This is a genomic window from Ruegeria jejuensis (genome assembly GCF_041537905.1).
Taxonomy (GTDB): domain Bacteria; phylum Pseudomonadota; class Alphaproteobacteria; order Rhodobacterales; family Rhodobacteraceae; genus Ruegeria_C.
In genome coordinates, this window is sequence record NZ_JBGRUO010000007.1 from 113,729 (window position 1) to 136,847 (window position 23,119).

Consider the following 23,119-nt stretch of genomic DNA (forward strand, 5'->3'; position numbering starts at 1 on the left):
GTCGCGCATGTCCGACACGCGGCCCAATATCGTGCTGATTATTACCGATCAGCAAAGGTTTGATACGATCGCGGCGCATGGCCACGGGCATATGAACACACCCAACCTCGACCGTCTGGCGCGCGAAGGTGTCTCATTCGACCAATGCCACATCACGGCAGCCAGCTGTGTGCCCAGCCGGGCCAGCCTGTTCACCGGGTATTACCCGCATGTCACCGGCATTCTGGAAAATGAGCAGGTCTGGTCGAACACCTGGGTGAAGGACCTGAACGAGGCGGGATATACCTGCGTCAATGTCGGCAAGATGCACACCAACCCGTTCACGGCTGATGCCGGGTTCGATGAGCGTTTCAATGTCGAAAACAAGGACCGTTACCTTCAGGGGCGGTGGTATTTCGACGAATGGGACAAGGCGCTGGCGGCCAATGGTCTGGTCAAGCAACAGCGCGAACACTATCGCAAGCGCGACGATTACGGTCAGCGGCTTGGCGCGTTCGAATGGGAGCTGCCCGAAGAGCTGCATTCCGACGTGTTTGTCGGCAACTTCTCGAAGTGGTGGCTGGATACCAAGCCGAAAACGACACCTTTGTTCATGCAGATCGGCTTTCCGGGGCCGCACCCGCCATATGATCCGACGCAGAAATATGCCGACATGTATATGGGGCGCGACGATATCCCCATGCCCAAGGTCAGCCAGCAGGATCTGGACGGCCAGCCCTCGTATCTCGAAGCCAAGCGGGTGCATGACGCCGAGGTCGATCACGATTCGATCCTCTGGAATCCGGACCGGACACCCGAGGATGAGCACCGGATGCGGGCCTATTACTATGCCAATGTCTCGATGATCGATACCTGCGTGGGTGAGATCATGGAGGCGCTGGACAGCAACGACTATGACGACACCGTGGTGATCTTCACCTCGGATCACGGCGATTGCCTTGGGGATCATGGCGTTTCGCAGAAGTGGAGCATGTATGACGTTGTCACCCGCGTGCCCCTGATCGTCTGGTCGCCCAAGCGGTTTGCCGGTGGGCGCACCGTTGAGGGGCTGTGTCAGCTGTTCGATCTGGGCCCGACCATTCTGGAACTGGCCGGTGTCGAACCCGCGTCCGATATGGAGGCGCGTAGCCTCGTGCCCGCGCTGAAGGACGAAGATTGGGAGGCGCGGAGCGAGGTTTTCTGCGAGCAGGCCGGGGACATGGTCATGACCGGTGCCGATTTCATCACCATGATCCGCGACGAGCGCTGGAAGCTGGTGCATTTGCTGGGCACCGACGAGGGGCAGCTGTTCGACATGGAAAACGACCCCGACGAAATGGAAAACCTGTGGCTCCGGCCCGAACATCGTGAGCGCAAGTTTGAGATGAAAGACCGGATTTTGAACTGGTTGATCCAAAGCAATGTGCAAACGCGGGACCGGACCGAAGCGTTCCGCTGACAATCCAGATATTCAGGAGGAAAATGAATGGAGACGATGCAGGCCATCGAGCTTATCGAGCCGGGTGGACCCGGAATGCTGCGACTTGGAAGTGCCGAACGCCCCGTGCCGGGCGCCGGTGAGGTCTTGATCGAAGTGGTTGCTGCGGGTGTGAACCGCCCGGACTGCCTGCAGCGCAAAGGGGCCTATCCGCCGCCGCCCGGTGCGTCCGAAATTCTGGGGCTCGAAGTTGCGGGAACCATTGTGGCGGTGGGCGACGGGGTGTCTGATGGTGAAATCGGGCGCAAGGTCATGGCGCTGATCAGCGGTGGGGGCTATGCCGGATATGCGACGGCAAATGTGCTGCATGTTCTGGACGTTCCCGGGACGCTCAACATGGCGCAGGCCGCAGCATTTCCCGAGACGTTCTTCACCGTCTGGCACAATGTGTTTCAGCGCGGCGAGCTCAAGGCGGGAGACGTGTTTCTGGTGCACGGCGGCACCAGCGGTATCGGCACCACCGCGATCCAGCTTGCCAAGGCATTTGGCGCCAAAGTCATCGCCACCGCGGGTTCGGAGGAAAAGCGCAAGTTTTGCGAAGACCTTGGCGCTGATCTGGCCATCAATTACCGCGAGGATGATTTTGTCGAAGCGGCGCGCAAGTTTACAGACGGGCGCGGGGTCGATCTGATCCTGGACATGGTCGGCGGGCCCTATATCGACCGCAACCTTGATGTGGCGGCGGTTGAAGGCCGTCTGGTCCAGATCGCTTTCCTTCAAGGCCCCAAAGCCGAGGTGGACTTTCGCAAATTGATGCAGAAACGGCTGAACTTCACCGGTTCAACCCTGCGCGCGCGCTCTGTCGAGTTCAAGGAGGTGCTGGCCAATGAACTGCGCGATCAGGTTCTGCCACTAGTCGAAGCGGGCAAGATTAAGCCGGTGATGGATCAGGTCTTTGCACTCAAGGACGCCAGCCTGGCCCATGCGCGGATGGAACAGGGCGATCACATCGGGAAGATCGTGCTCGAACTGTGAGGTTGCGACGCGTCGGCCTTGCTCACCGGCGCGCCCTTACATTGTGCTGCCGACCTTGCGCATGACGGCGAGGTATCGGTCAAAGTTCTCTTCGAACCGGAATTTGTTCGAAGAGATGGCAAGCGCATGGTTGGGGATCGGATGGAATGGTATGGCGATGCAATGGCTGCGGCTGGTGTATTCGGCGCGGTCCAGCGCATAGCCGTTTTCGCGGATCAGCTCGATCTCTTCCCAGAACTTCGCGCGGTCGGTGATGGTGTTGGGCGTGCGCGGTGTGAGCGGATTTTGTTCGAGGAAATCAGCAACCTCGCGGTCGGTTAGCATCGACAGGAGCAACTTGCCCGATGCGCGCGCATGGGCATTGCCCAGCGTGCCAAAGGATACATCGTCAGAACGAATGCGGCCGGCTCCGGCTGCACTGGCAACAACGGTCACATCATTGCCGATCCAAGCGGCGGCATAGGCGGCCTCACCGGTTTCTTCGGCCAGGCGCGTGACCACGGGGGCCAGAATCTCTTGCGGCGTGTACTGGCGCAGGAAACTGGAGACCACGGGCAGCAGGGCCGGGCCAAGCGTGTAGCGCCGACGCGGGTTCTTCCGCAGCACGTTGATATGCTCAAGCGTGTGGAGCAGGTGATAGATCGACTGTCGCGATACACCCAAGTCTTCGACCAGCTCCGGGACGCTGCGCCCGTCAGCTGATTGGGCGACCAATGTCAGGATGTCAAAGGCGCGCGCTGCCGATCTGACCCGGATTTCATTGTTTTCACTGCTCAAATCGCGATTCTCCTCAAAATTATCATCATTATATGAAGATATATAATATCTTGACACATCTTGCGCAAACACCAATATTGGACTAACCAAAATACAAATTGGCATTTTGGGTGGACCAAAATGCAACGCCGAGGGAGGAAGCGCGTTGAATAACTTTGATTTTCTTGTCGACTCGCTCTATCGAATCGCTCGAATCCGCGCCGCCGAGCAGGCTGTGTGGGATTTAAGCGGTGGCAAGGACCCCAAAGTCATCGGTTCCGTACATCTCTGCGCCGGACAGGAGGCGGTTCCCGTCGGGGCGCTGGCGGGGCTGACAGACACAGATCAGATCATCTCAACCTATCGCGGCCACGGCTGGGCGATTGAGTCCGGCCTGACGCTGGAGCAGGTGATCGGCGAAGTGTGTCATCGGTCAGTCGGCATCAACCAGGGCCGTGGCGGCAGCGCTTACATGATGGCCCCGCATAAACGCTTTATCGGCGAGAATTCGATAGTTGGCGCCGGTGTGCCGATGGCCTGCGGTGTGGCGATGGCGAACCTGCGCGAGGGCAACGACAACGTGGTGCTGGTCTCGATCGGAGATGGCGCGATGAATCAGGGTTCGGTCAGCGAGGCGATGTCCTTCGCCAAGGCGCGAAACCTGCCAATGATCCTGATTTGCGAGAATAATGGCTGGGCTGAGATGACCAAGGGAACGGTCATCAACAAGGTCGAAAAGCTGACGCGCCGCGCTGCGAGCTTTGGCATTCAGGCGCTGTCGGTCGATGGCACCGATGCGCTTGCCGTACGCGACGCCGTCAAATCCATGGCAGCGCGGGCGCGGGCCGGTGAAGGGCCCGCAATGATCGAATGTGCGGTTCCGCGCCTTTGGGGTCATTACAACCGCGATATCGAGCATTATCGTCCCAAGGCCGACAAGAAAGAAGCAGAACAGCGGGATCCGCTGGAAAACCTCAAGACCTATCTGGTTTCAAAGGCGATCCTGTCGAGCAGCAAGGCCGAAGAACTGATTACATCGGCGCAGGAAGAGGTGGCGCAGACCGTGGAAGCGGTGCTGGCCTCAGCGCCGCTGGACCCCGACACGGTTGATCTGCGCGCAGTAACGGCTGAACCCGATGCTCAAGGGACATCACCGACGCGGGCCGAACCGCGCGAGTTGACCTATGCGCAGGCGCTGAACGAAGCCTTGCGGCAAGAGCTGCAGGCGCGATCGGAAGTGGCCGTCTACGGCGAGGATGTAGGTTTCGCAGGCGGCATTTTTGGTGTGACGCGCAATCTGCAGAAAGAATTTGGTGAAGACCGCGTCTTTGACACGCCGATTGCCGAGGCGGCCATCCTTGGTTCTGCGGTAGGTGCGGCGATGCAGGGCATGCGCCCCGTGGTCGAGATCATGTGGGCCGATTTCATGCTGGTCGCGCTGGATCAGTTGATCAATCAGGCGGCCAATATCCGCTCGATCACCGGCGGCAAGACCAATGTGCCGATGGTCATGCGCACGCAACAAGGGGCCACTCCGGGGTCCTGTGCGCAGCATTCGCAATGCCTTGAGGCCCTGTTGGCGCATATTCCCGGCCTGAAGGTCGGGCTGCCTGCAACCGCTCAGGACGCCTATGACATGCTGCGCAGCGCGATCGCTGACCCAGACCCCTGCGTCATGTTCGAAGCGCGCGAATTCTACATGCAGACCGGACCGGTTGAGACCAGCGACACTGCGGAACCGGTTGGAAAGGCACGCCTGCGATGCAGCGGCAATGACGTGGCGATTGTCACTTGGGGAACCATGGTTCCCGTGGCCATGGAGGCGGCAGCGATGCTGAAGGAACAGGGTGTTTCGGCCTCTGTCCTGGATCTGCGCTGGCTGGTTCCGATGGATACCGATGCGTTGATGAAAGTGGTGCGCAAGGCGGGCAATCGCGTTGTTGTGCTGCATGAGGCCAATAAAACAGGCGGTTTTGGAGCCGAAGTTCTGGCCTGCGTGTATGAGGCTGTACTGCATTCGGAAAAACCAACCGTGACGCGCGTTGCCATGCCGGATGTGCGTGTTCCAGCCGCACCGCAACTGATGAAAAGCCTGCGCCCAAATGCAGAACGTGTCGTGCAGGCGGTCAAGGAAATGCCGACCTTCGTCGCGAAAGCAATGGTCTAGCCACCGAAAGAGACCTGGAGCCCCAAAGACGATGCAATCGACACTGACCATAAGCTGGCGCGACCGTCCCATAGATCCCATCGTGGTCGAAGGGGTGGAGTGCGGCTTTGCTCTGGCCAAACGCTATGGCTATGCAGGCGTCGAGTTGAACGGCAACTCGTTTGAATTTGAAGTCCCGCGCCTCAAACAACTGCTGGATCAAACCGGGTTGCACCTGTCCAGCATCATGACCGGTGCCGTCAACGGCAATGGCGATACCTTGTCCAGCAAGGATGGCTGCGCCCGGACGCGCAGCAAGGCTGCCATTCACCGGGCCATTGATGTGGCCGCAGAATGTGGTGGCCTGGTGTCACTAGGGCTTGCCGTCGGTGGGCGTTCCGGGGCAGGGCGCGAGCAACTGGTCGGCAGTCTGCGACAGCTGTGCGATTATGCCGCCGAGAAAGACGTGCGACTCTGCGTCGAGCCGATCAACCGATACCTGGGGTCCGGCATTGTCACTGTGGCCGACGCGCTTGCGCTTATTGCCGAGGTTGACCGGGACGGGCTTGGGATCACGCTTGATGTCTTTCAGGCCAATATCGAAGAAACCTCGATTGCCGATGCCATTCACCAGGCTGGGCCTCATTTGTACCATATTCAACTGGCCGACAATACGCGGCTGGTTCCTGGTACGGGCTCGATTGATTTCGACACCATCCGCACAGCACTCCGCATGGTGGGCTATTCGGGCTGGCTGTCGGCCGAACTTATGCCCGAGCCGTCCCCTGACGCGGCGGCGCGGGATTGGATGACGTTCTACCAGGAGTTCACAGCAATGCCACCAGACCTATCCTTGCAGCGCTTCGAGGGTCTCGTTCAGAAACTGAACGCCGACCCTGTGTTTCTTGAGCGCGCAGCGTTTTTCGAAGGGACAGCTTCGCTGTCGATTGACGGAACCGAATGGGTGTTTCGTTTCGCCGACGGCAAGATCGTCAACGTGCGCGAGGGCCTGCCCGCCGCCGGTGTCGATTTCCGCTTCATCGCGCCAAACGACGAATGGGACAAACTGTTCTCCGGCAAGTCCCACCTGATCAAATCGCTGAACAACTATCACGGCACCATGTCTGTCGAAGGCGATCCGGCAAAGCTGAACGGCAACATGCGCCCTCTCTTCTACCTCTTCTCCAGCCTGAAGGAGATCGGCAATGCGTAAGAACGCAATCGGTGAATATATCCGTGTCGGTGACTGCGACGCCTATGTCGAGATCATGGGCGAGGGCCGCCCGCTGATGTTCTTTGCGCCTGCCGGTCGTGACAACATGCACTGGCGCGACAGCCTGCGCCATTTCAGCGATCGCTATACCTGTATCGCAGTTGACCTCCCGGGTCGGGGCAAATCCACCATCTACTCACGGGACCTGCCGTATCTGCTGACTGACAAGCAGATGTGCGATTTCCACTATGAGATCCTCAAGGCACTTGGATTTGACGAGGTCGCCGTCTGCGGCACCTCGATGGGCGGCACATTGTGTTATTCAATGGCCGCCTATTACCCCGATCTGGTCAAGGTGTCCGTGCCTGTTCAGGGGTCGATCAACCGCCCCCTGATGCGGCGTCCCGCGCTGGAGTATCTGATCCATCCCCATAACAACATCATGCATGGGATGGCGGACAATATGGGCAGCCTGATCGGCCGTCGCTGCACCGACGAGGGGCGCGAGTTCCTTGAAGATACGCTGCCCTACACCAATCCACGAGCATTGCACGCCGATCTGGTCGCTTTTGTCGAAACCGACCTGAGCGACGTACAACATCAGATCAAGGCGCCAACCCTTGCCATCGCCGGAACCGATGACTGGCTGATGAACAAGGAAGTGCTTGAAAAAACAATCGCAGATATGCCCGAGGGCTTGGACATCACTTATCACCCGCTCGACCAGCTTGGACATTTTGTCCATCTCGAGCGACCCGACGAGTTCTTTGGGGCCGTCGATCCATTCCTTGCAACGCACTATCCGGCAGGGGGTTAACCACAACACAAGCAATTTTCATGGGAGGAAAACATGAAATATTCCATCATCAAGGCCGCCGCAGCGGCGTTGACGCTGGCCGCGAGCACCGCAGGTGCCTGGGCCGAGGACCTGACCAAGATCCGCTACGGCTACCTGCCCATCCCGCTGATGCCGCTGTTTGCGGCCGAGGCGCACGGGCTGTTTGAGAAACACGGGGTTGACGTCGAACTGATCAAGTTCACATCCGGCCCTGCCGAGTTCCAATCACTTCAGGCGGGCAGCATTGACCTGGCTCAGGGCGCACTAGCTGCATTCTACATGGCGTCGTCGCGCGGGCTGGACGCAAAATGGGTGTATACTTTTGGCGATGCCGGACCGATCGAGGGCTTTGTTCTAGCCGAAGGCACCAACATCGAGTCCTATGCCGATCTGAAGGGCAAGAAAATCTCGGCGCCGTCGGGTTCGATCCTGCATCTCTATCACGTGTCGCAGGCGCTGGATGCCGGTCTAGAGGTCAGCGATATCGAGTTCATCTCGCTGCCGCCCCCGCAGGCCGTTCCGGCGGTTGAGAATGGAAATGTGGATGCGTCATGGTTCTGGGAACCTTTCATCACCATTTCCAGCGAGAAGGGCGCCAAAGAGATGTATCGCGCCCGCGATGTTGGCCTGAGCGACTTCTTCGGCATCGCTGCCAGCGGCAAGTGGCTGGACGATGAGGCCAATCAGGCCGCCCTGGCGCGGATGTTGAACGCAATGGAGGAGGGCGTGGCGATGTACGAACAAGACCCCGCACCGACGCTTGCGAAGGTCGAGGAGTTCACCGGCATCAAGCAGGATCTGGCGACCCGCATCATCGACGGGATCGACTGGGCCAGCCTGGCCAAGCAGACCGAGGCCGATTCCCCATTTAACATGACGACCGAGGGTGCGGGTGCGCATGCGCAGCTGCAATGGGTTCAGGATCGTGCTTTGGCCGCCGAGCTGATGGACAAGCCGGGCGATCTGGATAACTTCCTTGACAGTCGCGCTGTAAGTCAGGCGAGCAAATGACGCCAATACTCGAAGCAAAAGGGCTGGAGAAATCATTCTCCGGCCCAAACTCAAAATCCGATTTGATGATCGCGGTTCAGGATTTCAATCTGGAAATCCAGCCGGAAGAGATCGTCTGTATCGTCGGGCCAAGCGGCTGCGGTAAGTCCACATTCCTTGACATGGTTGCGGGCTTCACCCAGCCAACAGGCGGAACGTTAAAGGTGCTGGGCGAAGATGTGAAACGCCCGCATCCCGATCGCGGTGTGGTGTTCCAGCAGCCAGTGCTGTTTCCCTGGATGAGCATCCACGACAATGTGGTCTTTGGTCCGAAGTCACGGGGCATCTCTGCCGAGAAATACGAACAAGACGCTGCGCGCGTGATCAAAAGCGTGGGTCTGGAAAAATTCCGCGACCATTACCCTTACCAGCTGTCCGGGGGGATGAAGCAACGGGCGCAGATTGCGCGGGTTCTGGTGGCCAGTCCGAAACTCATCCTAATGGACGAGCCATTCGGCGCGCTGGATGCGCAGATGCGGATCAACATGCACGAACTGCTGATCTCGGTCTGGGAAGAATACAAACCCACGATCATGTTCATCACGCATGACGTGGAAGAGGCGCTGTTTCTTGCAGATCGCGTCGTGGTGATGTCGCATCACCCCGGCACAATTGCCCGCATCTATGACATTCCGTTCGAACGGCCCCGCACCTATGGGATCACCGCTGATCCGCGGTTCGCCGAGTTGCGCGGAGAGATCGTGGAAATGCTGCGCGCCAAGACAGAGGAGGCTTTCTGAGATGAGTCGTCAAAACAACTTTCTGAGCCTTCTGTCCGGCTTTGTCCTGTTCGCGATCTGGTCTTTCGTGACCATGACCGGAATGGTCGACGGCACGACGCTGCCCAGCCCGGTTACACTATTCCATACAATCGTCGATCTGGCGGCAAACGGGTACAGTGGCTCGACGCTGTGGGGTCATATCGGCATCAGCATCTTCCGCGCTCTGTCCGGGTTTTCGCTGGCGATCATCATCGGTGTTCCGCTGGGGCTCATGATCGGGCGCAGCAAAGTTCTGGAGTCGCTGACCGCGCCTATTATCGGGTTTTTCCGACCCATTCCGCCCATCGCTTTCATCACGCTGTTCGTCTTCTATTTCGGGATCGGCGAAGGCCCCAAGATCGGTCTGATCTTTATGGCCTGCCTGTGGTACGTGATCCTGAATTGTGCTGAAGGTGTCCGCAACATTCCCGATCTGATCATCCGTGCCGGTGAGAATATCGGACTGACCCGCCTCCAGCTGTTTTTCAAGGTGATCATTCCGGCCTCATTGCCGGCAATCATGACAGCGGTGCGCGCGGCCTCGGCGATCAGCTGGACGCTGGTTGTGGCCTCCGAACTGATCGGCGCGCAGGCGGGGCTGGGCTTTATGATCCTGGACTCGGCCCAGTACTTCAACATCCCCGTCACCTATGTGGGGATCATCATCATCGGGTTCATTGGCCTGCTGTGGGAACTTGTGATTGCCGCAATCCAGCGGCGGGTTCTGCACTGGCAGGGCAAATAGACACCTCCCAGGGGCGAAGAGGGAAACAGCCGGTCTGCGCCCACCGCGGCCCGTCTGTTTCCCTCGACGCTTGGTTTTAGCCCGCGAATTCGTGGGACTTAAGGCCGGTCGCTCCCAACCCCTCAATCACAAAGACTGCACCTGCATGAGGATCTTCCGGCAGATTTTCATGTGCGATCAGATGATTGGTCGAGGTGACGTAGAGAGTATCAAGGTTTTTGCCACCAAAGGCGCACATGGTGGGGTAGGTGGTGGGCACTTCGATTTTCCTTAACAGGTTGCCACCGGGTGAAAAGCAGCCAATCGCGCCGCCCCGTACGAAGGCGGACCAGTAGTTTCCGTCGGTGTCCACCGCAGCCCCGTCCGGACGACCCGGCACGTTGCTGAAATCGTGAAACACCTCACGCGCGCCCAATACGCCAGTCTCCGGATTGCGGTCCCGGACATAGAGCTCGTTTGCAGGTGTGTCGGCGTAGTAGAGCCGCGACCCATCCGGCGCAAAGGCAACACCATTGGCAATTGTCAGGCCATCATCGATTTGGGTAACGGAGTGGTCCGTCCCGATCTTGTAAAGCCCTGCTGTCGGTAATCTGCGCGCATCGCAATGCGAGCCGATCCAGAAGCACCCATCAGGTCCGACACGCCCGTCGTTCAGACGATTGTCGGGCCGGTCGGGTTCGGGGTCGACCAAAAACTCAGTCGCGCCGGTTTCCGGGTCAAACGCATGAAGCCCGGATTTGAGCGAGGCAATCAATTGGCCGTTTGCGCGCAGACCAAGGGCACCGACAGGTTCAGGAACCTGCTGCGTGCCGAAAGATCCGTCAGACAGATCATGATGCCAGATTTCACAGTTCAGGCTGTCAACCCAGAACAGTTTCGAACGCCGATGATCCCACAAAGGGCTCTCGCCCAACGTGTTCAGAAACGAGCCCAGGCGATGAAGTTTCATTAGGTCACGACCGCATTGTTTATGTTGCCGGACTGTCCCATATTATGGTTTGAAATTCAATGTTTAGGGGCAAAAAGCCTGCGGTATTTATGCCTTTTCTCGACCCTGTTTTTTGTTTGTGCGGATGGCATCTGTGCGGGCCGTTTTTTGAAACCGAATTGACCAAGCCCAGCTTTGTCCAAGACAGCCTCGGTTCGGCTGTCAGATCAGCCCTTCGATCAGTGCGATATCAGCGTTGCATGCTCCTGCGCGTTTTTTTCTTGCGGTTTGGTATTCTGTTGAGTTGTAGCAGTTGCGGGCCTGCTGCATCGTGTCGAATTCGATGATGACGCGTCGTTGCCAGTTTGTGCCTTCCAGGGTTTCTGCCTCGCCGCGGGCCAGAAACCGGGCGCCGTATTTGCGGAACGCTTCGGGGGCGATGGACTGGTAGTCCTGATAGGCGTCGGGGTCGGTCACGGTGACATTGGCGATCCAGTAAGCCTTTGGCGTGTCAGTCATTTTCTGTTTTTTCCTCTGCTGCGAGCAGCCTGTCGGCGATGGCACTGGTGTCATCCAGATGTCGCTCGACAGCCCGGCGCGCGGCGTCTGGATTACCCGAGATGATGGCCTGGCAAATCTGTTCCATATGGGCGATGCCCGGGCGTTCGCGGTTGGTGGTGGACAAGGTCATCATCCGCAACCGGCTGATCCGGCCGTTCAGGCGCTGAACGATGTCCCAGGCGATATATTGCCCGGCGCCGTCGAAAATCTCGGAGTAGAAATCCGCCGTGGCGCGGAACAGCGCGCCGGGTGCCTTGTCCGAGAACCCGCGTTTCAGCTGCTCAAGCGCGTCCGTGAGGGAGTGCGCCCGCTCGGGCGTGATGTTGCGGGCGCAGCCTTCGGCGGCTGCGGTTTCGAGCATGCGGCGGATGGCGTAGATCTGACGCGCATCCTCGCGGTTCATGATGGCGACGATCGGGCCGCGCCCGGGCAGGATCTCGACCAGGCCTTCGGCTTCGAGATAGCGTATCGTTTCGCGGATGACGGTTCTGCTGACGCCCAGCTGGTCGCAGAGCGGGCGTTCGACAAGCCGTTGGCCGGGCTGGAAAACTCCCTCGATGATGGCCTCGCGCATCCGTTCCTGCACCATGTCCCGCAGGGTCGCGGGGGGGTGGTCGATCTTCGTCAGTTTTGCGGTGCTCATGCCGGTATGGCTAGCAGGTCGCAGGGGGTCGGACAAGGTATGATTGACAGATGGTATTATGGTATACCATAGTTTCCACATCGAATCGCAAGGAACACATTCATGCCCGCCGAAATCCGCAAAACCCTGCTGCATGTGGAAAACACCCTGATCGAAGGGGGCAAGGTTGCTGAACAGCCGCTGAAGATGATCGCCGCTCTTGCCGTGATCACAAACCCATGGGCCGGGCGTGGTTTTGTCGAAGATCTCAAGCCCGAGATTCATGATTGCGCCCCGGGTCTGGGTCAGCTGCTGACGGATATGGTGCTGGAGGCCGCCGGGGGTGGCGACAAGGTCGAAGGATACGGCAAGGCGGCCATCGTGGGTGTGAATGGTGAGGTCGAGCACGGCTCGGCTCTGATCCACACGCTGCGCTTTGGCAATTTCTACCGCGAGGCGGTGGGCGCCAAATCTTATCTGGCCTTTACCAACACCCGTGGCCCGGCAAACGCACCGATGCAGATTCCGCTGATGGACAAGAATGACGGTGGGCGGCGCAGCCACTACCTGACGATCCAGCTGCAGGTTGCAGATGCGCCCGCGCCGGACGAGATCATGATCGCGCTTGGCGCCTCGATCGGCGGGCGTCCGCATCACCGGATCGGGGACCGCTATCAGGACCTCAAGGAACTGGGCCATGACGTTGACAACCCTGCAGCTGTCTGAGCCTTTCGGCACAGTCACCTATCGCGAGGCGGGGCTTTCCCATGCCGGGATGGCACCGCCGCTGGTGCTGATCCATGGTGTGGGGATGCAGTCGGCGGCCTGGGGGCCGCAGATCGACGCGCTTGCCGGGGCGCATCATATCATTGCTTTGGACATGCCCGGCCATGGTGGCAGCGACCAAATCCCCGCCGGGTCCGATTTGCCCATCTTTCTGGATTGGTTGCTGGCGGTTTTGGATGCGTTGCAGCTGAAACAGGTCAATCTGGCAGGCCATTCCATGGGCGCGCTGATTGCCGGTGGCTTTGCGGTGCGCAACCCGGACCGGGTGGCCCGAGTCGCCCTGTTGAACGGTGTCTATTGCCGCGACGCGGCGGCCAGCAGATCGGTGATCGCGCGGGCCGAGCTGATCGGCACCGGGGCATTTGATCTGGAAACGCCGCTGCAGCGCTGGTTTGGGGATACTGCAACGGACCGGGCGGCACGCGACTGCGTGGCGTCGTGGCTGTCCGAGGTCGATATCGACGGCTATGCCACCGCTTACGGTGCGTTTGCGCGGGGCGACAGGCTTTATGCGGACGGGTTCGGGCAGATCGCCTGCCCGCTGCTGGCGCTGACAGGCGACGGCGATCCCAATTCAACCCCGGCCATGTCGCAGGCCATGGCGCAGGCGGCCCCGCGCGGGCAGGCTGTTGTCATCGAAAACCATCGGCATATGGTCAACCTGACGGCTCCGGATGCGGTCAACGCAGCGCTGGAGACCTGGCTGGCAACCCCACTGCAAGAGGGTGATCCCACATGATCGAATTTGACCCCGACACATTGAACGACCCGCGCGCCCTGCGAAACGCCTTTGGCACGTTCATGACCGGCGTGACCGTTGTGACGGCCCATGACGATGCCGGCAACCCGCTGGGATTTACCGCAAATTCCTTTGCCTCGGTCTCGCTTGATCCGCCTCTGGTTCTGGTCTGTCTCGCAAATACCTCACGCAATTACGACACGTTCGCGAACACGTCGCGCTTTGCCATCAACATACTGGCCGAGTCCCAGATCGAGGTCTCCAACACCTTTGCCCGCCCGGTCGAGGACCGGTTCGCCAAGGTGGACTGGCAGCCGGGGCCGCACGGATCCCCCATTCTGGACGATGTATCGGCCTGGTTCGATTGCAGCATGTTCAACACGGTGGATGCAGGCGATCACCTGATCCTGATCGGCGAGGTCAAAGCCTTTGATCAAAAAATCGCACCGGGGCTGGGCTATGCCCGCGGCGCCTATGTCACCCCCGCCGCCGAGGCGAAGGCGATGAGCAAGCGCACCGGCATGATCGTATCCGCCCTGATCGAACGGAACGGGAAGATCCTGTTGCAGGACGATGGCAATGGCGGTCTGACGATCCCGGCCACCGACGATGTGGCAGATGGGGCCAACGCGGCGCTGATGAGGCTGATCAGCGACAGCGGGGTACAGGCGGAACCGGGATTTGTCTTTTCCGTCTATCAGGATGAAGCGCGCAAACACCAACACATCTCATTCCTGTGCCAGGCCGCCGATGGCGAGCCCGAGAACGGTGTCTACACCGAGCTCAACGCGTCCACATTGATGGATGTCGCTGATCCGGCGATCTGCACCATGCTGGAGCGGTTCGCCAGGGAAAGCCGCATGGGGAATTTTGGGGTGTATTACGGCAACGAGGTGAGTGGCGAGGTCAAGCCGCTTACCCCTGGGAGTTAAGTCGAAAATGAAGTTCTCACTCTTTGCGCATATGGAGCGGATCTCACCGGATCAGGACCAGAAACAGCTCTATGACGAGTTCATTCAGCTCTGCAAGATCGCTGACGATGGCGGGATGCACGCGGTCTGGACTGGCGAGCACCATGGCATGAACTTCACCATCGCGCCGAACCCGTTCCTGAACCTGGTCGATATCGCGCGCCACACCAAGAACGTGCGGCTGGGCACGGGTACCGTGATCGCGCCGTTCTGGCACCCGATCCGTCTGGCGGGTGAGGCGGCCATGGCCGATATCATCACCGACGGTCGCCTGGATCTGGGGATCGCGCGCGGGGCCTATACGTTCGAATATGAGCGCCTCATGCCGGGTCTGGACGCCTGGGAGGCCGGTCAGCGCATGCGCGAACTGGTCCCCGCCGTGCAAAACCTGTGGCAGGGCGATTATGTGCATGAGGGGGAATTCTATCAGTTCCCCAAAACCACATCCGCCCCGCAGCCCGTCCAGCAGGATGGTCCGCCGATCTGGGTGGCCGCACGCGACCCCAACAGCCACGAGTTTGCGGTTCAGAACAACTGCAACGTCCAGGTGACGCCGCTCTGGAACGGGGACGATGAAGTCCGCAGCCTCATGTCCAAGTTCAACGATGCCTGCGCCAAGTTCCCCGACATTCCGCGACCCAAAGTCATGCTGCTGATGCACACTTATGTGGCCGGGGATGATGCGGATGTGAAACAGGCCGCGATCGAGCTGAACCGGTTCTATTGCTATTTTGGCGCGTGGTTCATGAACAAGCGAGAGATATCACAGGGCCTGATCGACCCGCTGAGCGACGAGGAGATCGCGGCGCATCCCTTCTATACCCCCGAGAATATGGAGCGTGATCTGGTGATCGGCACCGCCGATACGGTCATCGACCGGCTGCGCCAGTATCAGGAGCTTGGCTATGACGAGTATTCCTTCTGGATCGATTCCAGCATGCCGTTCGAGCGCAAGAAAGCCTCGCTGGAGCGGTTCATCAAAGACGTCATGCCGGCCTTTCAGTAAGGGATCGTCGTAAAATGCAGCAGTTTCAACAGTATATCGATGGCGCCTTCTCGGACGGGTCCGACCGGTTCGACAGTCTGGACCCGGCAACCGGCACGGTCTGGGCGCAAATGCCCGAGGCCGGGGCCGAGGATGTCAACAGGGCTGTTGAGGCTGCCGAACGCGCGTTCTTCTCGCCCGAATGGGCGGGGATGACCGCCACCGCACGCGGCAAGCTGCTCTACCGGCTGGCCGACCTGATCGCGGAAAACGCCCCGCGTCTGGCCGAGCTTGAGACCCGCGATACCGGCAAGATCATCCGCGAAACATCGGCGCAGATCGCTTATGTGGCGGAATATTACCGGTATTATGCCGGGCTGGCCGACAAGATCGAGGGCGCGCATCTGCCGATCGACAAGCCGGATATGGAAGTCTGGCTGCGCCGCGAGCCGATCGGCGTTGTGGCGGCGGTGGTGCCCTGGAACTCGCAGCTGTTCCTGTCGGCGGTCAAGATCGGACCGGCGCTGGCGGCAGGCTGCACCGTTGTTCTGAAAGCGTCCGAGGACGGCCCGGCGCCGATGCTGGAATTTGCGCGCATCTTTGATCAGGCAGGCTTTCCCAAAGGCGTGCTGAACGTCATCACCGGCGGCCCCATGGCCGGGGCCACCCTGACCAGCCATCCCAAAGTGGCCCATGTCGCCTTTACCGGCGGGCCAGAGACAGCGCGCCATATCGTGCGCAACTCGGCCGAGAACCTGGCCTCCACCTCGCTGGAACTGGGCGGCAAATCGCCGTTCATCGTGTTCGAGGATGCCGATATCGAAAGTGCCGTGAACGCGCAGATCTCGGGCATTTTTGCCGCCACCGGGCAAAGCTGCGTGGCCGGGTCGCGCCTTGTGGTTCAGGCTTCGATCAAGGACGCTTTCCTGGCCCGCCTCAAGGAAAAGGCCGAAGCCGTGGTCATCGGTTTGCCCGATGATATGGGCACCGAGGTTGGCCCGCTGTGTACAAAGCGTCAGCGCGACATCGCGGTTGATCTGATCGCACGCTCCGTTGCTCAGGGCGCCAAGCTGGTGACCGGCGGCAGGCCCATCGACCGGGACGGGTTCTACTTCCCGCCCACCATTCTGGATTGCTCGGACGCGCGAGATGCGGACAGTCTGACCAACGAATTCTTTGGCCCGGTTCTGTCGGTTGTGTCTTTCGAGACCGAAGACGAGGCCATCGCCATCGCCAACAACACGCAGTTCGGTCTGGCCTCGGGCCTGTTCACCCAGAACCTGACCCGCGCGCACCGCATGATCCGCGCCATCCGCGCCGGCATCGTCTGGGTCAACACATATCGCGCCGTCAGCCCCATCGCGCCGTTTGGCGGGCATGGCCTCTCCGGCCACGGCAGAGAAGGCGGAATACAAGCCGCGCTGGATTACACCAAGGTCAAATCCGTCTGGCTGCGAACCAGCGACGACCCGATCCCAGACCCCTTCATCATGCGGTGACGGCCAACTTGAGAAACCGCGCGAACAGAAAAGCGGTGCATTCCTACATCAACAGGAGGACTACACTATGGCTGATATCCGGCCCCCTCAAAACGGCGACCATCTGGTTTCCGAAAAGGGGATTTTCAAAGGGCTACACAACGGTATGAGCATCGCGTCTAAGGCGATGGTTGCCGCATTTGTGCTGTTCACCATTCTCAATGTCGACTTCGCCAGCAGCGTCTATCAGGGCGTGCGGTCCTGGGTCGAAGGGGCGCTCAGCTGGTATTATATCAGCTCTGTCCTCATTCTGTTTTTTGTCTGCCTGTTCCTGATGTTCAGCCGCTTTGGCTCGATCCGGCTGGGCGACGATGACAGCCGCCCCGAATTCAGCAACTTTTCGTGGTTCGCGATGCTGTTCTCGGCGGGTGTGTCCATCGGTATCCTGTTCTTTGGTATCGCCGAGCCGCTGTTCTACTTCGATAATGCGGCAGGCTGGGGCTATCCGAACAATCCGTTTGCCGATGCGGCAGGACACACCGAGATGAACGTGCAACGCGCGGTGGACGCGGTTGTTGTCACCAACTTCCATTGGGGTCTGCATGGCTGGGCGATCTACACCATGACCGGTCTGGCACTGGGGTATTTTGCGTTCCGCAAAAAGCTGCCTCTGACCTTCCGGTCGGCGCTGTATCCGATCCTGGGCGACCGGATCTACGGCCCAGCGGGTCACGCGGTTGATCTGTTGGCGGTTTTCGGCACCGTCTTTGGTATCGCAACCTCGATGGGGCTGGGTGTTACCCAGATGGCCGAGGGGCTGAACGTGCTGTTCAACACCGGCACCGGCACCGGCCTGAAAGTCGGACTGGTAGTTGGCATTTCGATCATCGCGACCCTGTCGGCGGTATCAGGCATCGGAAAGGGTATTCGTATCCTGTCGGAATGGAACATCATCCTGTCCATCCTGCTGGTTCTGTTCTTCCTGTTCGCAGGCCCGACCCAGTGGCTGATCGGGTTCTTCATCAACGCAGTTGGCGACTATGCAACCGGTCTGTGGTCGATGGGGTTCTGGACCGCGTCCGAGCCCGGAGACGTATCCTGGCAGGGTGGCTGGACCATCTTCTACTGGGGCTGGTGGCTCAGTTGGGCACCGTTTGTCGGCATGTTCGTGGCGCGCATTTCCAAGGGTCGCACCATTCGCGAGTTCATGCTGGGTGCCATGTTCGTCCCCACTACGATGGCGTTCATCTGGATTTCGATCTTTGGCGGCAACGCGCTGTTCCTTGAACTGAATGCAGCCAATGGCGTGGGGTCGGCCGGTCTGATCGACATGGTGAACAACTGGAACCTGGGCGGGACCTTGTATGGCACGATTGAACTGCTGGCGGTGAACGGAACCCTGTCCTGGATCGTATCTGCGCTGGCCACCTTCCTGCTGGCCACCTGGTTCATCACCAGCTCGGATTCCGGCACGTTGGTTGTGACCACGATCCTGTCGATGGGCAACGCACACCCGCCGAAACTGCACCGGGTCGTATGGGGCGCCGCGCAGGGTCTGGTGGCGGCCGTGTTGCTGATGGCAGGTGGTCTGTCAGCCTTGCAAACGGCCGCCATTGCAGCCGCGCTGCCGATCTCGATCCTCGTGGTTCTGATGGCCTGGGGCGTTATCAAATCGCTTATCGAGGACAGTTCAGCCGCAAAACCAGCGACTGACGCGGCGCCGGATGGCACAGCGCTGGATGGCGATCTGCACGCCTGATCCCAACACAGAAGCTTTTGAACGGGCGGGGGTAATTCCGCCCGTTTTCGATCCTACAGGAGACTACGATGCTGACTTTGACGCGTTCCGACCTTTTGATCGGGGATGCCTATCTGAACGGAGAATGGGCCGGACGTAACGCCCGGTTCGACGTCACGAACCCCTCGACAGGCGAGGTTCTGGTGCAGGTTGCGGATTGTTCCGTCGCGGATGCCGATGCCGCGATTGCCGCCGCGCAGAAGACCCAGAAGGGCTGGGCCGCGCTGACCGGCAAAGAACGTGCGGCCATTCTGCGCAAGTGGTTTGACCTGATGGTTGCCCATGTGGACGATCTGGGCGCGATCCTGACGGCGGAAATGGGCAAACCACTGGCCGAGGCCAAGGGCGAGATCATGTATGGGGCAAGTTTTGTCGAATGGTTCGGCGAAGAGGCCAAACGCGTTTACGGCGACACCATCCCCGGCCACCAACGCGACAAGCGTATCATGGTGCTGAAGCAGCCGGTTGGTGTTGTTGGTGCCATCACGCCATGGAACTTCCCGAACGCAATGATCGCACGCAAGGTCGCCCCGGCGCTTGCGGCAGGGTGTGCGATGGTGGTGAAACCGGCGGCGGAAACGCCTTTGTCGGCGCTGGCTATGGCGCGGCTGGGCGAAGAAGCCGGTCTGCCGCCCGGTGTCTTTTCGGTTCTTCCTTCGACCGACAGTGTCGGGATCGGCAAAGCCTTCAGCGACAATCCTGTGATGCGCAAGATCAGCTTTACCGGTTCGACCCGAGTGGGCAAAATTCTCATGGAGCAGGGCGCGGCCCAGATCAAGAAGCTCTCGCTGGAACTGGGTGGGAACGCGCCGTTCATCGTGTGTGACGATGCCGATCTGGACAAGGCCATCGAAGGCGCGATGATCTCGAAGTTTCGCAATGCCGGACAGACCTGCGTGTGTACCAACCGGTTTTACGTGCAGGATGGTATCTACGACGCCTTTGTCGCCAAGCTGATTGCTGCGGTCGAGGCCCTGCCTGTGGGCGACGGCTTTGCCGAAGGGTCTGCCATTGGTCCGCTGATCACACCTGCGGCGGTCTCGAAGGTGCGGGAACATATCTCTGACGCGGTGAGCAAAGGTGCCACTGTTGCCACCGGCGGGTCTGCGCATGAACTGGGCGGGACTTTCTTTCAGCCGACCGTTGTCACCAACGCCACGCAGGACATGGCGGTCGCGCGCGAGGAAACCTTTGGCCCGCTGGCCCCGGTCTTCCGGTTCTCGGATATCGGTGACGCCATCGCCGCCGCGAACGACACAGAGTTTGGTCTGGCCTCTTACGTCTTTACCCAGAACCTGTCGCAGGTTTGGCGCTTCATGGAAGAGCTTGAATACGGAATGGTCGGCGTCAACACGGGCCTGATCTCGACCGAGGTTGCCCCGTTTGGTGGCATCAAGGAAAGCGGCTTAGGGCGCGAAGGTTCGAAATACGGGATCGAAGACTATCTGGAACTCAAGTACTGCTGCCTGAGCGTATGAGCGAACAACGGGGACTCCGGGCCAGTGATCCGGTGTCCCCAAAAGGCGCGGTAGCGGAGTTTATGCGGGAATATGCGTTGAGGTCAGTTCCAGCAATTGTCTGCCATCATCGGATGTCACAACTGTTCTGACTGTCGACACGCGGCGACCATGCTTCACGAATTGGGCCGTTGCGTGCAATGTGCCATCTTTGCTGTTTGACAGCAGGTTCGCTGATAGGTTGATCGCTAGGGGAAACCCGCTCATGCCCGGAGTTGGCATCGTGCCTTGAAGGGCCAGCGTTGTGGCGACAACGTCGGCAAACCAGATCATCGCGCCCGCATGGACCGAGCCGAACGGGTTCAGGATTCCGTTCTGTATGGGCATCGTTCCTGTAGCCTCGGTCTCGGACTCGTAGCGCACCGAGAACGCGATTGAACCATCGAAATCCATACTTCCTGTTGCCATCTAAGGTCTCCTCCGGCTCTGTTGTGAGTTTGGGGCCAATATCCAGTGGCCCCATGCTGTTGACGAGACGTGATCTGTCAAGTGTGACCCTGTGGCCGTTGCAGCATATCAGGCGGACTGCCCTTTCAGGATGATCCCAATCGCCGGGGGCAACAGGAACCAAAAGCCGGATTTCGGCAGCAGGCAAATCCCGGTGAGAGCAATCACCAGCAGGACAAACCCGATCGCCCGGGGTTTGGTCGGCATGTTCAGAAGGCACAGGCCAATCGTGAACATCATCAGCCCGCCCGTCAGAAACCAAAGGGCTACGCGATCAGACTCAGATTGCACCGTGTTGAACAGACCGCCCTGTAACCATCCTGCAAGGGTGCCTCCATAGAGGTAGACCCCCAGCATGGTGTGAAGCCCGGCCACACCGACCATCCAAAACCCAACCCAATTCATGATTTCGCTCCTGTTAACTGATGCCCGGGTGACTCTCAACTCGTTTGCGAGCCACAAACTTGTGATGGATTCTGCTCTCTTCGACCGTATCGCTGGCGCCTTTCTGGCTGCGCTGGGGTTGCTTTGTGCCTTGGACGTCCGTTGGCGTGGCCCAACTGCGCCTGCCCCAAACGGAGATGTTACGGATGCCTCCCGTCCTCAGCTCTTCGCGTCTTCGAGTATCATCTGCGCAGCCTTTTCCCCGATCATGACCGTCGCGGTGTTGGTGTTGCCTGATACGATATTGGGCATCACCGAAGCGTCCGCAACGCGCAGCCCTTCGACACCGCGCGCACGCAGGCGCGGATCGACGACCGAATCCTCCTGACCACTCATCATGCAACTGCCGACCGGGTGATACATGGTGTTCCCGAAGGCGTGCACGTATTGCTCAAGCTCGGCGTCGTTGTGGATGTTGACATCCGCGTCGGGGTTCAGGCGCCGCTTGAGAATTGCTGCCAGCTTGGGGGTTGAATAGATCTTGTCGACCAGGCGCAGTGCCGTCATCAAAGATTGCATGTCGTCTGGGTGATCAAGATAGTTGGCATAGATCGCAGGGTGATCATTGGCGTTGGCGGATTTCAGTTTGATCCGCCCCCGGCTTTTGGGGCGCAGATACGACACTGACGCCGACCAGCCCGGGAATTTATGCGGTCCGGGCGTCCCTGACACCAGCATCTCATCGCTCATCGGGCGGAATCCGACCTGTGTGTCGGGTGTGTCCGAATGCGGCAGGCTTTTGCAGAATATATACGCGGTCGAGACACCGATGGTCAGTAGGCCCTTGCCAGTCGTGAAGTACCGCAAGGCATGGGGCAGGATGCGCGCGCCATAGATGTCTGCGTTGATGCTGTAGCCCTCTTGCACCTCATGCACCCAATGCAGATACATGTGGTCCTGAAGGTTGCCACCGACCATCGGGCGGTCGGCGACCACATCAATGCCGTGCTCGGTCAGATGATCACCGGGGCCTACGCCCGACAGCATCAGCGTCTGCGGAGAGTTGACCACGCCGCCGCACAGTATGACCTCGCCCCGGCACTTGACCTCCTCGCGAACGCTGCCGCGTGTGTAGATAACGCCGGATGCACGTTTCCCGTCGAACGTGATCCGTTCAACCATCGCGTTGGCGCGTACGTCCAGATTGGGGCGTTTGCGAGCAGGTTTCAGAAAGACAGCGGCGGTACTGTCTCGTTTGCCCTTGGGGCTGACCGAGTGATCGACCCAGCCGATGCCTTCCTGGACGGAGTCGTTGAAATCGGGATTGTAGGGCAGACCGGCCTCCTGACCGCCCTCGATAAAGAGCTGGGTGGCGCGATCCACCGAGTCGCCTTTGATCAGACGGTGGCGCATCTACGACATGTGTACGCCGCCACCTTTGCCGTGGTTGTCCGATTCTTCGCCCCAGTAGTCTTCGAAGCTGCGGAACATGGGCTGAACCGAATCCCAATCCCAGCCGGTGCAGCCCATCTGTGCCCAGCCGTTGTAATCCTCGGCCTGCCCTCGGACCACGGCAAGCCCGTTCATGGCTCCGGTGCCGCCGATCATGCGACCGCGCGGCCAGCCGATACGGCGGTTGTTCAGCCGTGGCTCGGGCTCGGTCTCATAGCGCCAAGTGTGCTTAGGGTCGTGCAGAAGCCGCGAAAAGCCTGCCGGAATATGTATCCACATGCTTTTGTCTTCTGGTCCGGCCTCCAGAACAAGCACAGTTTTGTCCGGTTGAGCGGACAGGCGGTTGGCCAGGATACTGTCGGCTGAACCTGCACCGATGATGATGTAGTCAAAAGTATCTGACACTGTTCAATCCCACCTTATATTGCGAGCGATCGTTCGATCTCAGATTGCCGAAATCTACTTATGCGCATCTGTCAGGGTTGAGCCT

The 23,119-nt window shown here is 59.6% G+C and carries 22 protein-coding genes and 1 pseudogene; 15 read left to right on the forward strand and 8 right to left on the reverse strand.

Translation table 11 applies throughout. The annotated features are described in order from the left end of the window. Positions 1-7: 7 nt before the first annotated feature. Both AB1E34_RS10450 and AB1E34_RS10455 read left to right on the forward strand, forming a co-directional pair. A complete protein-coding gene (locus AB1E34_RS10450) occupies positions 8-1,438 on the forward strand; it encodes a sulfatase family protein (RefSeq protein WP_372572286.1) in 1,431 nt (476 codons plus the stop codon). A gap of 27 nt (positions 1,439-1,465) precedes the next feature. Continuing rightward, the gene (locus AB1E34_RS10455) at positions 1,466-2,452 is read left to right on the forward strand and encodes an NAD(P)H-quinone oxidoreductase (RefSeq protein WP_372572287.1); all 987 of its coding nucleotides are present in this window, start codon (positions 1,466-1,468) and stop codon (positions 2,450-2,452) included. Between the two features lie 36 nt (positions 2,453-2,488). Here AB1E34_RS10455 and AB1E34_RS10460 read toward each other — a convergent pair whose 3' ends face one another. Beyond that, positions 2,489-3,229, reverse strand: coding sequence for an IclR family transcriptional regulator (locus AB1E34_RS10460; protein ID WP_372572288.1), 741 nt, complete (start codon positions 3,227-3,229; stop codon positions 2,489-2,491). 145 nt (positions 3,230-3,374) lie between these two features. Between AB1E34_RS10460 and AB1E34_RS10465 the strand changes: the two genes are divergently transcribed. The 6 genes from AB1E34_RS10465 to AB1E34_RS10490 are packed head-to-tail and all read left to right on the forward strand — an operon-like array spanning position 3,375 to position 9,961. Then, positions 3,375-5,375, forward strand: coding sequence for an alpha-ketoacid dehydrogenase subunit alpha/beta (locus AB1E34_RS10465; RefSeq protein WP_372572289.1), 2,001 nt, complete (start codon positions 3,375-3,377; stop codon positions 5,373-5,375). 31 nt (positions 5,376-5,406) lie between these two features. Further along, positions 5,407-6,567: a TIM barrel protein gene (locus AB1E34_RS10470; RefSeq protein ID WP_372572290.1), complete on the forward strand. Its 1,161-nt coding sequence runs from the start codon at positions 5,407-5,409 to the stop codon at positions 6,565-6,567. After that, entirely contained in the window at positions 6,560-7,384 is an 825-nt protein-coding gene (locus tag AB1E34_RS10475; protein WP_372572291.1) for an alpha/beta fold hydrolase, read from the forward strand. The genes AB1E34_RS10470 and AB1E34_RS10475 overlap by 8 nt, the downstream gene beginning before the upstream one ends. A 33-nt stretch (positions 7,385-7,417) precedes the next feature. Continuing rightward, positions 7,418-8,416, forward strand: coding sequence for an ABC transporter substrate-binding protein (locus AB1E34_RS10480; RefSeq protein WP_372572292.1), 999 nt, complete (start codon positions 7,418-7,420; stop codon positions 8,414-8,416). Next, positions 8,413-9,195, forward strand: coding sequence for an ABC transporter ATP-binding protein (locus AB1E34_RS10485; protein WP_372572293.1), 783 nt, complete (start codon positions 8,413-8,415; stop codon positions 9,193-9,195). The genes AB1E34_RS10480 and AB1E34_RS10485 overlap by 4 nt, the downstream gene beginning before the upstream one ends. A 1-nt stretch (position 9,196) precedes the next feature. Then, positions 9,197-9,961 (forward strand): ABC transporter permease, encoded by a 765-nt coding sequence (locus tag AB1E34_RS10490; protein WP_372572294.1) that lies wholly within the window; start codon positions 9,197-9,199, stop codon positions 9,959-9,961. A gap of 76 nt (positions 9,962-10,037) precedes the next feature. On the opposite strand, the gene AB1E34_RS10495 is transcribed toward AB1E34_RS10490, so the two are convergent. From AB1E34_RS10495 to AB1E34_RS10505, 3 genes are all read right to left on the reverse strand, one after another. After that, positions 10,038-10,910 (reverse strand): SMP-30/gluconolactonase/LRE family protein, encoded by an 873-nt coding sequence (locus tag AB1E34_RS10495; protein ID WP_372572295.1) that lies wholly within the window; start codon positions 10,908-10,910, stop codon positions 10,038-10,040. Positions 10,911-11,111: 201 nt separating this feature from the next. Beyond that, positions 11,112-11,408, reverse strand: a complete 297-nt coding sequence (locus AB1E34_RS10500) for a DUF1330 domain-containing protein (RefSeq protein WP_372572296.1) — start codon at positions 11,406-11,408, stop codon at positions 11,112-11,114. Continuing rightward, a complete protein-coding gene (locus AB1E34_RS10505; protein WP_372572297.1) occupies positions 11,401-12,093 on the reverse strand; it encodes a GntR family transcriptional regulator in 693 nt (230 codons plus the stop codon). Before AB1E34_RS10505 ends, AB1E34_RS10500 begins: the two co-directional genes overlap by 8 nt. Before the next feature lie 102 nt (positions 12,094-12,195). Between AB1E34_RS10505 and AB1E34_RS10510 the strand changes: the two genes are divergently transcribed. From AB1E34_RS10510 to AB1E34_RS10540, 7 genes are all read left to right on the forward strand, one after another. After that, entirely contained in the window at positions 12,196-12,798 is a 603-nt protein-coding gene (locus tag AB1E34_RS10510) for an amino acid synthesis family protein (RefSeq protein ID WP_372572298.1), read from the forward strand. Next, positions 12,770-13,597 (forward strand): alpha/beta fold hydrolase, encoded by an 828-nt coding sequence (locus tag AB1E34_RS10515; protein WP_372572299.1) that lies wholly within the window; start codon positions 12,770-12,772, stop codon positions 13,595-13,597. The genes AB1E34_RS10510 and AB1E34_RS10515 overlap by 29 nt, the downstream gene beginning before the upstream one ends. Beyond that, positions 13,594-14,529, forward strand: a complete 936-nt coding sequence (locus AB1E34_RS10520; RefSeq protein ID WP_372572300.1) for a flavin reductase — start codon at positions 13,594-13,596, stop codon at positions 14,527-14,529. Before AB1E34_RS10515 ends, AB1E34_RS10520 begins: the two co-directional genes overlap by 4 nt. Positions 14,530-14,536: 7 nt before the next feature. Continuing rightward, a complete protein-coding gene (locus AB1E34_RS10525) occupies positions 14,537-15,574 on the forward strand; it encodes an LLM class flavin-dependent oxidoreductase (RefSeq protein WP_372572301.1) in 1,038 nt (345 codons plus the stop codon). 14 nt (positions 15,575-15,588) lie between these two features. Beyond that, complete coding sequence (locus AB1E34_RS10530) at positions 15,589-17,052, forward strand: aldehyde dehydrogenase (protein WP_372572302.1); 1,464 nt, start codon at positions 15,589-15,591, stop codon at positions 17,050-17,052. Positions 17,053-17,119: 67 nt separating this feature from the next. Continuing rightward, positions 17,120-18,790 (forward strand): BCCT family transporter, encoded by a 1,671-nt coding sequence (locus AB1E34_RS10535; protein ID WP_372572303.1) that lies wholly within the window; start codon positions 17,120-17,122, stop codon positions 18,788-18,790. A gap of 68 nt (positions 18,791-18,858) precedes the next feature. Next, the gene (locus AB1E34_RS10540) at positions 18,859-20,307 is read left to right on the forward strand and encodes an NAD-dependent succinate-semialdehyde dehydrogenase (RefSeq protein ID WP_372572304.1); all 1,449 of its coding nucleotides are present in this window, start codon (positions 18,859-18,861) and stop codon (positions 20,305-20,307) included. 60 nt (positions 20,308-20,367) lie between these two features. On the opposite strand, the gene AB1E34_RS10545 is transcribed toward AB1E34_RS10540, so the two are convergent. The 4 genes and pseudogenes from AB1E34_RS10545 to AB1E34_RS10560 all read right to left on the reverse strand — a co-directional run. Beyond that, positions 20,368-20,754 (reverse strand): PaaI family thioesterase, encoded by a 387-nt coding sequence (locus AB1E34_RS10545; RefSeq protein WP_372572305.1) that lies wholly within the window; start codon positions 20,752-20,754, stop codon positions 20,368-20,370. 108 nt (positions 20,755-20,862) lie between these two features. Then, the gene (locus AB1E34_RS10550) at positions 20,863-21,198 is read right to left on the reverse strand and encodes a DUF6463 family protein (protein ID WP_372572306.1); all 336 of its coding nucleotides are present in this window, start codon (positions 21,196-21,198) and stop codon (positions 20,863-20,865) included. A 198-nt stretch (positions 21,199-21,396) separates the two neighbouring features. Next, complete coding sequence (locus AB1E34_RS10555; protein WP_372572384.1) at positions 21,397-22,155, reverse strand: GMC family oxidoreductase; 759 nt, start codon at positions 22,153-22,155, stop codon at positions 21,397-21,399. Further along, a pseudogene (locus tag AB1E34_RS10560) lies at positions 22,138-23,034 on the reverse strand (GMC family oxidoreductase); the annotation flags it as partial. The pseudogene AB1E34_RS10560 and the gene AB1E34_RS10555, both read right to left, overlap by 18 nt. Positions 23,035-23,119: the final 85 nt, after the last annotated feature.

Excerpts from the sequence above, each read along its gene's own strand:
- AB1E34_RS10450 (WP_372572286.1), top strand. The coding sequence starts at position 8 with ATGTCCGACACGCGGCCCAATATCGTGCTGATTATTACCGATCAGCAA.
- AB1E34_RS10455 (WP_372572287.1), top strand. The coding sequence starts at position 1,466 with ATGGAGACGATGCAGGCCATCGAGCTTATCGAGCCGGGTGGACCCGGA.
- AB1E34_RS10470 (WP_372572290.1), top strand. The coding sequence starts at position 5,407 with ATGCAATCGACACTGACCATAAGCTGGCGCGACCGTCCCATAGATCCC.
- AB1E34_RS10475 (WP_372572291.1), top strand. The coding sequence starts at position 6,560 with ATGCGTAAGAACGCAATCGGTGAATATATCCGTGTCGGTGACTGCGAC.
- AB1E34_RS10480 (WP_372572292.1), top strand. The coding sequence starts at position 7,418 with ATGAAATATTCCATCATCAAGGCCGCCGCAGCGGCGTTGACGCTGGCC.
- AB1E34_RS10485 (WP_372572293.1), top strand. The coding sequence starts at position 8,413 with ATGACGCCAATACTCGAAGCAAAAGGGCTGGAGAAATCATTCTCCGGC.
- AB1E34_RS10490 (WP_372572294.1), top strand. The coding sequence starts at position 9,197 with ATGAGTCGTCAAAACAACTTTCTGAGCCTTCTGTCCGGCTTTGTCCTG.
- AB1E34_RS10495 (WP_372572295.1), bottom strand. The coding sequence starts at position 10,910 with ATGAAACTTCATCGCCTGGGCTCGTTTCTGAACACGTTGGGCGAGAGC.
- AB1E34_RS10500 (WP_372572296.1), bottom strand. The coding sequence starts at position 11,408 with ATGACTGACACGCCAAAGGCTTACTGGATCGCCAATGTCACCGTGACC.
- AB1E34_RS10505 (WP_372572297.1), bottom strand. The coding sequence starts at position 12,093 with ATGAGCACCGCAAAACTGACGAAGATCGACCACCCCCCCGCGACCCTG.
- AB1E34_RS10510 (WP_372572298.1), top strand. The coding sequence starts at position 12,196 with ATGCCCGCCGAAATCCGCAAAACCCTGCTGCATGTGGAAAACACCCTG.
- AB1E34_RS10515 (WP_372572299.1), top strand. The coding sequence starts at position 12,770 with ATGACGTTGACAACCCTGCAGCTGTCTGAGCCTTTCGGCACAGTCACC.
- AB1E34_RS10520 (WP_372572300.1), top strand. The coding sequence starts at position 13,594 with ATGATCGAATTTGACCCCGACACATTGAACGACCCGCGCGCCCTGCGA.
- AB1E34_RS10525 (WP_372572301.1), top strand. The coding sequence starts at position 14,537 with ATGAAGTTCTCACTCTTTGCGCATATGGAGCGGATCTCACCGGATCAG.
- AB1E34_RS10530 (WP_372572302.1), top strand. The coding sequence starts at position 15,589 with ATGCAGCAGTTTCAACAGTATATCGATGGCGCCTTCTCGGACGGGTCC.
- AB1E34_RS10535 (WP_372572303.1), top strand. The coding sequence starts at position 17,120 with ATGGCTGATATCCGGCCCCCTCAAAACGGCGACCATCTGGTTTCCGAA.
- AB1E34_RS10540 (WP_372572304.1), top strand. The coding sequence starts at position 18,859 with ATGCTGACTTTGACGCGTTCCGACCTTTTGATCGGGGATGCCTATCTG.
- AB1E34_RS10545 (WP_372572305.1), bottom strand. The coding sequence starts at position 20,754 with ATGGCAACAGGAAGTATGGATTTCGATGGTTCAATCGCGTTCTCGGTG.
- AB1E34_RS10550 (WP_372572306.1), bottom strand. The coding sequence starts at position 21,198 with ATGAATTGGGTTGGGTTTTGGATGGTCGGTGTGGCCGGGCTTCACACC.
- AB1E34_RS10555 (WP_372572384.1), bottom strand. The coding sequence starts at position 22,155 with ATGGTCGGTGGCAACCTTCAGGACCACATGTATCTGCATTGGGTGCAT.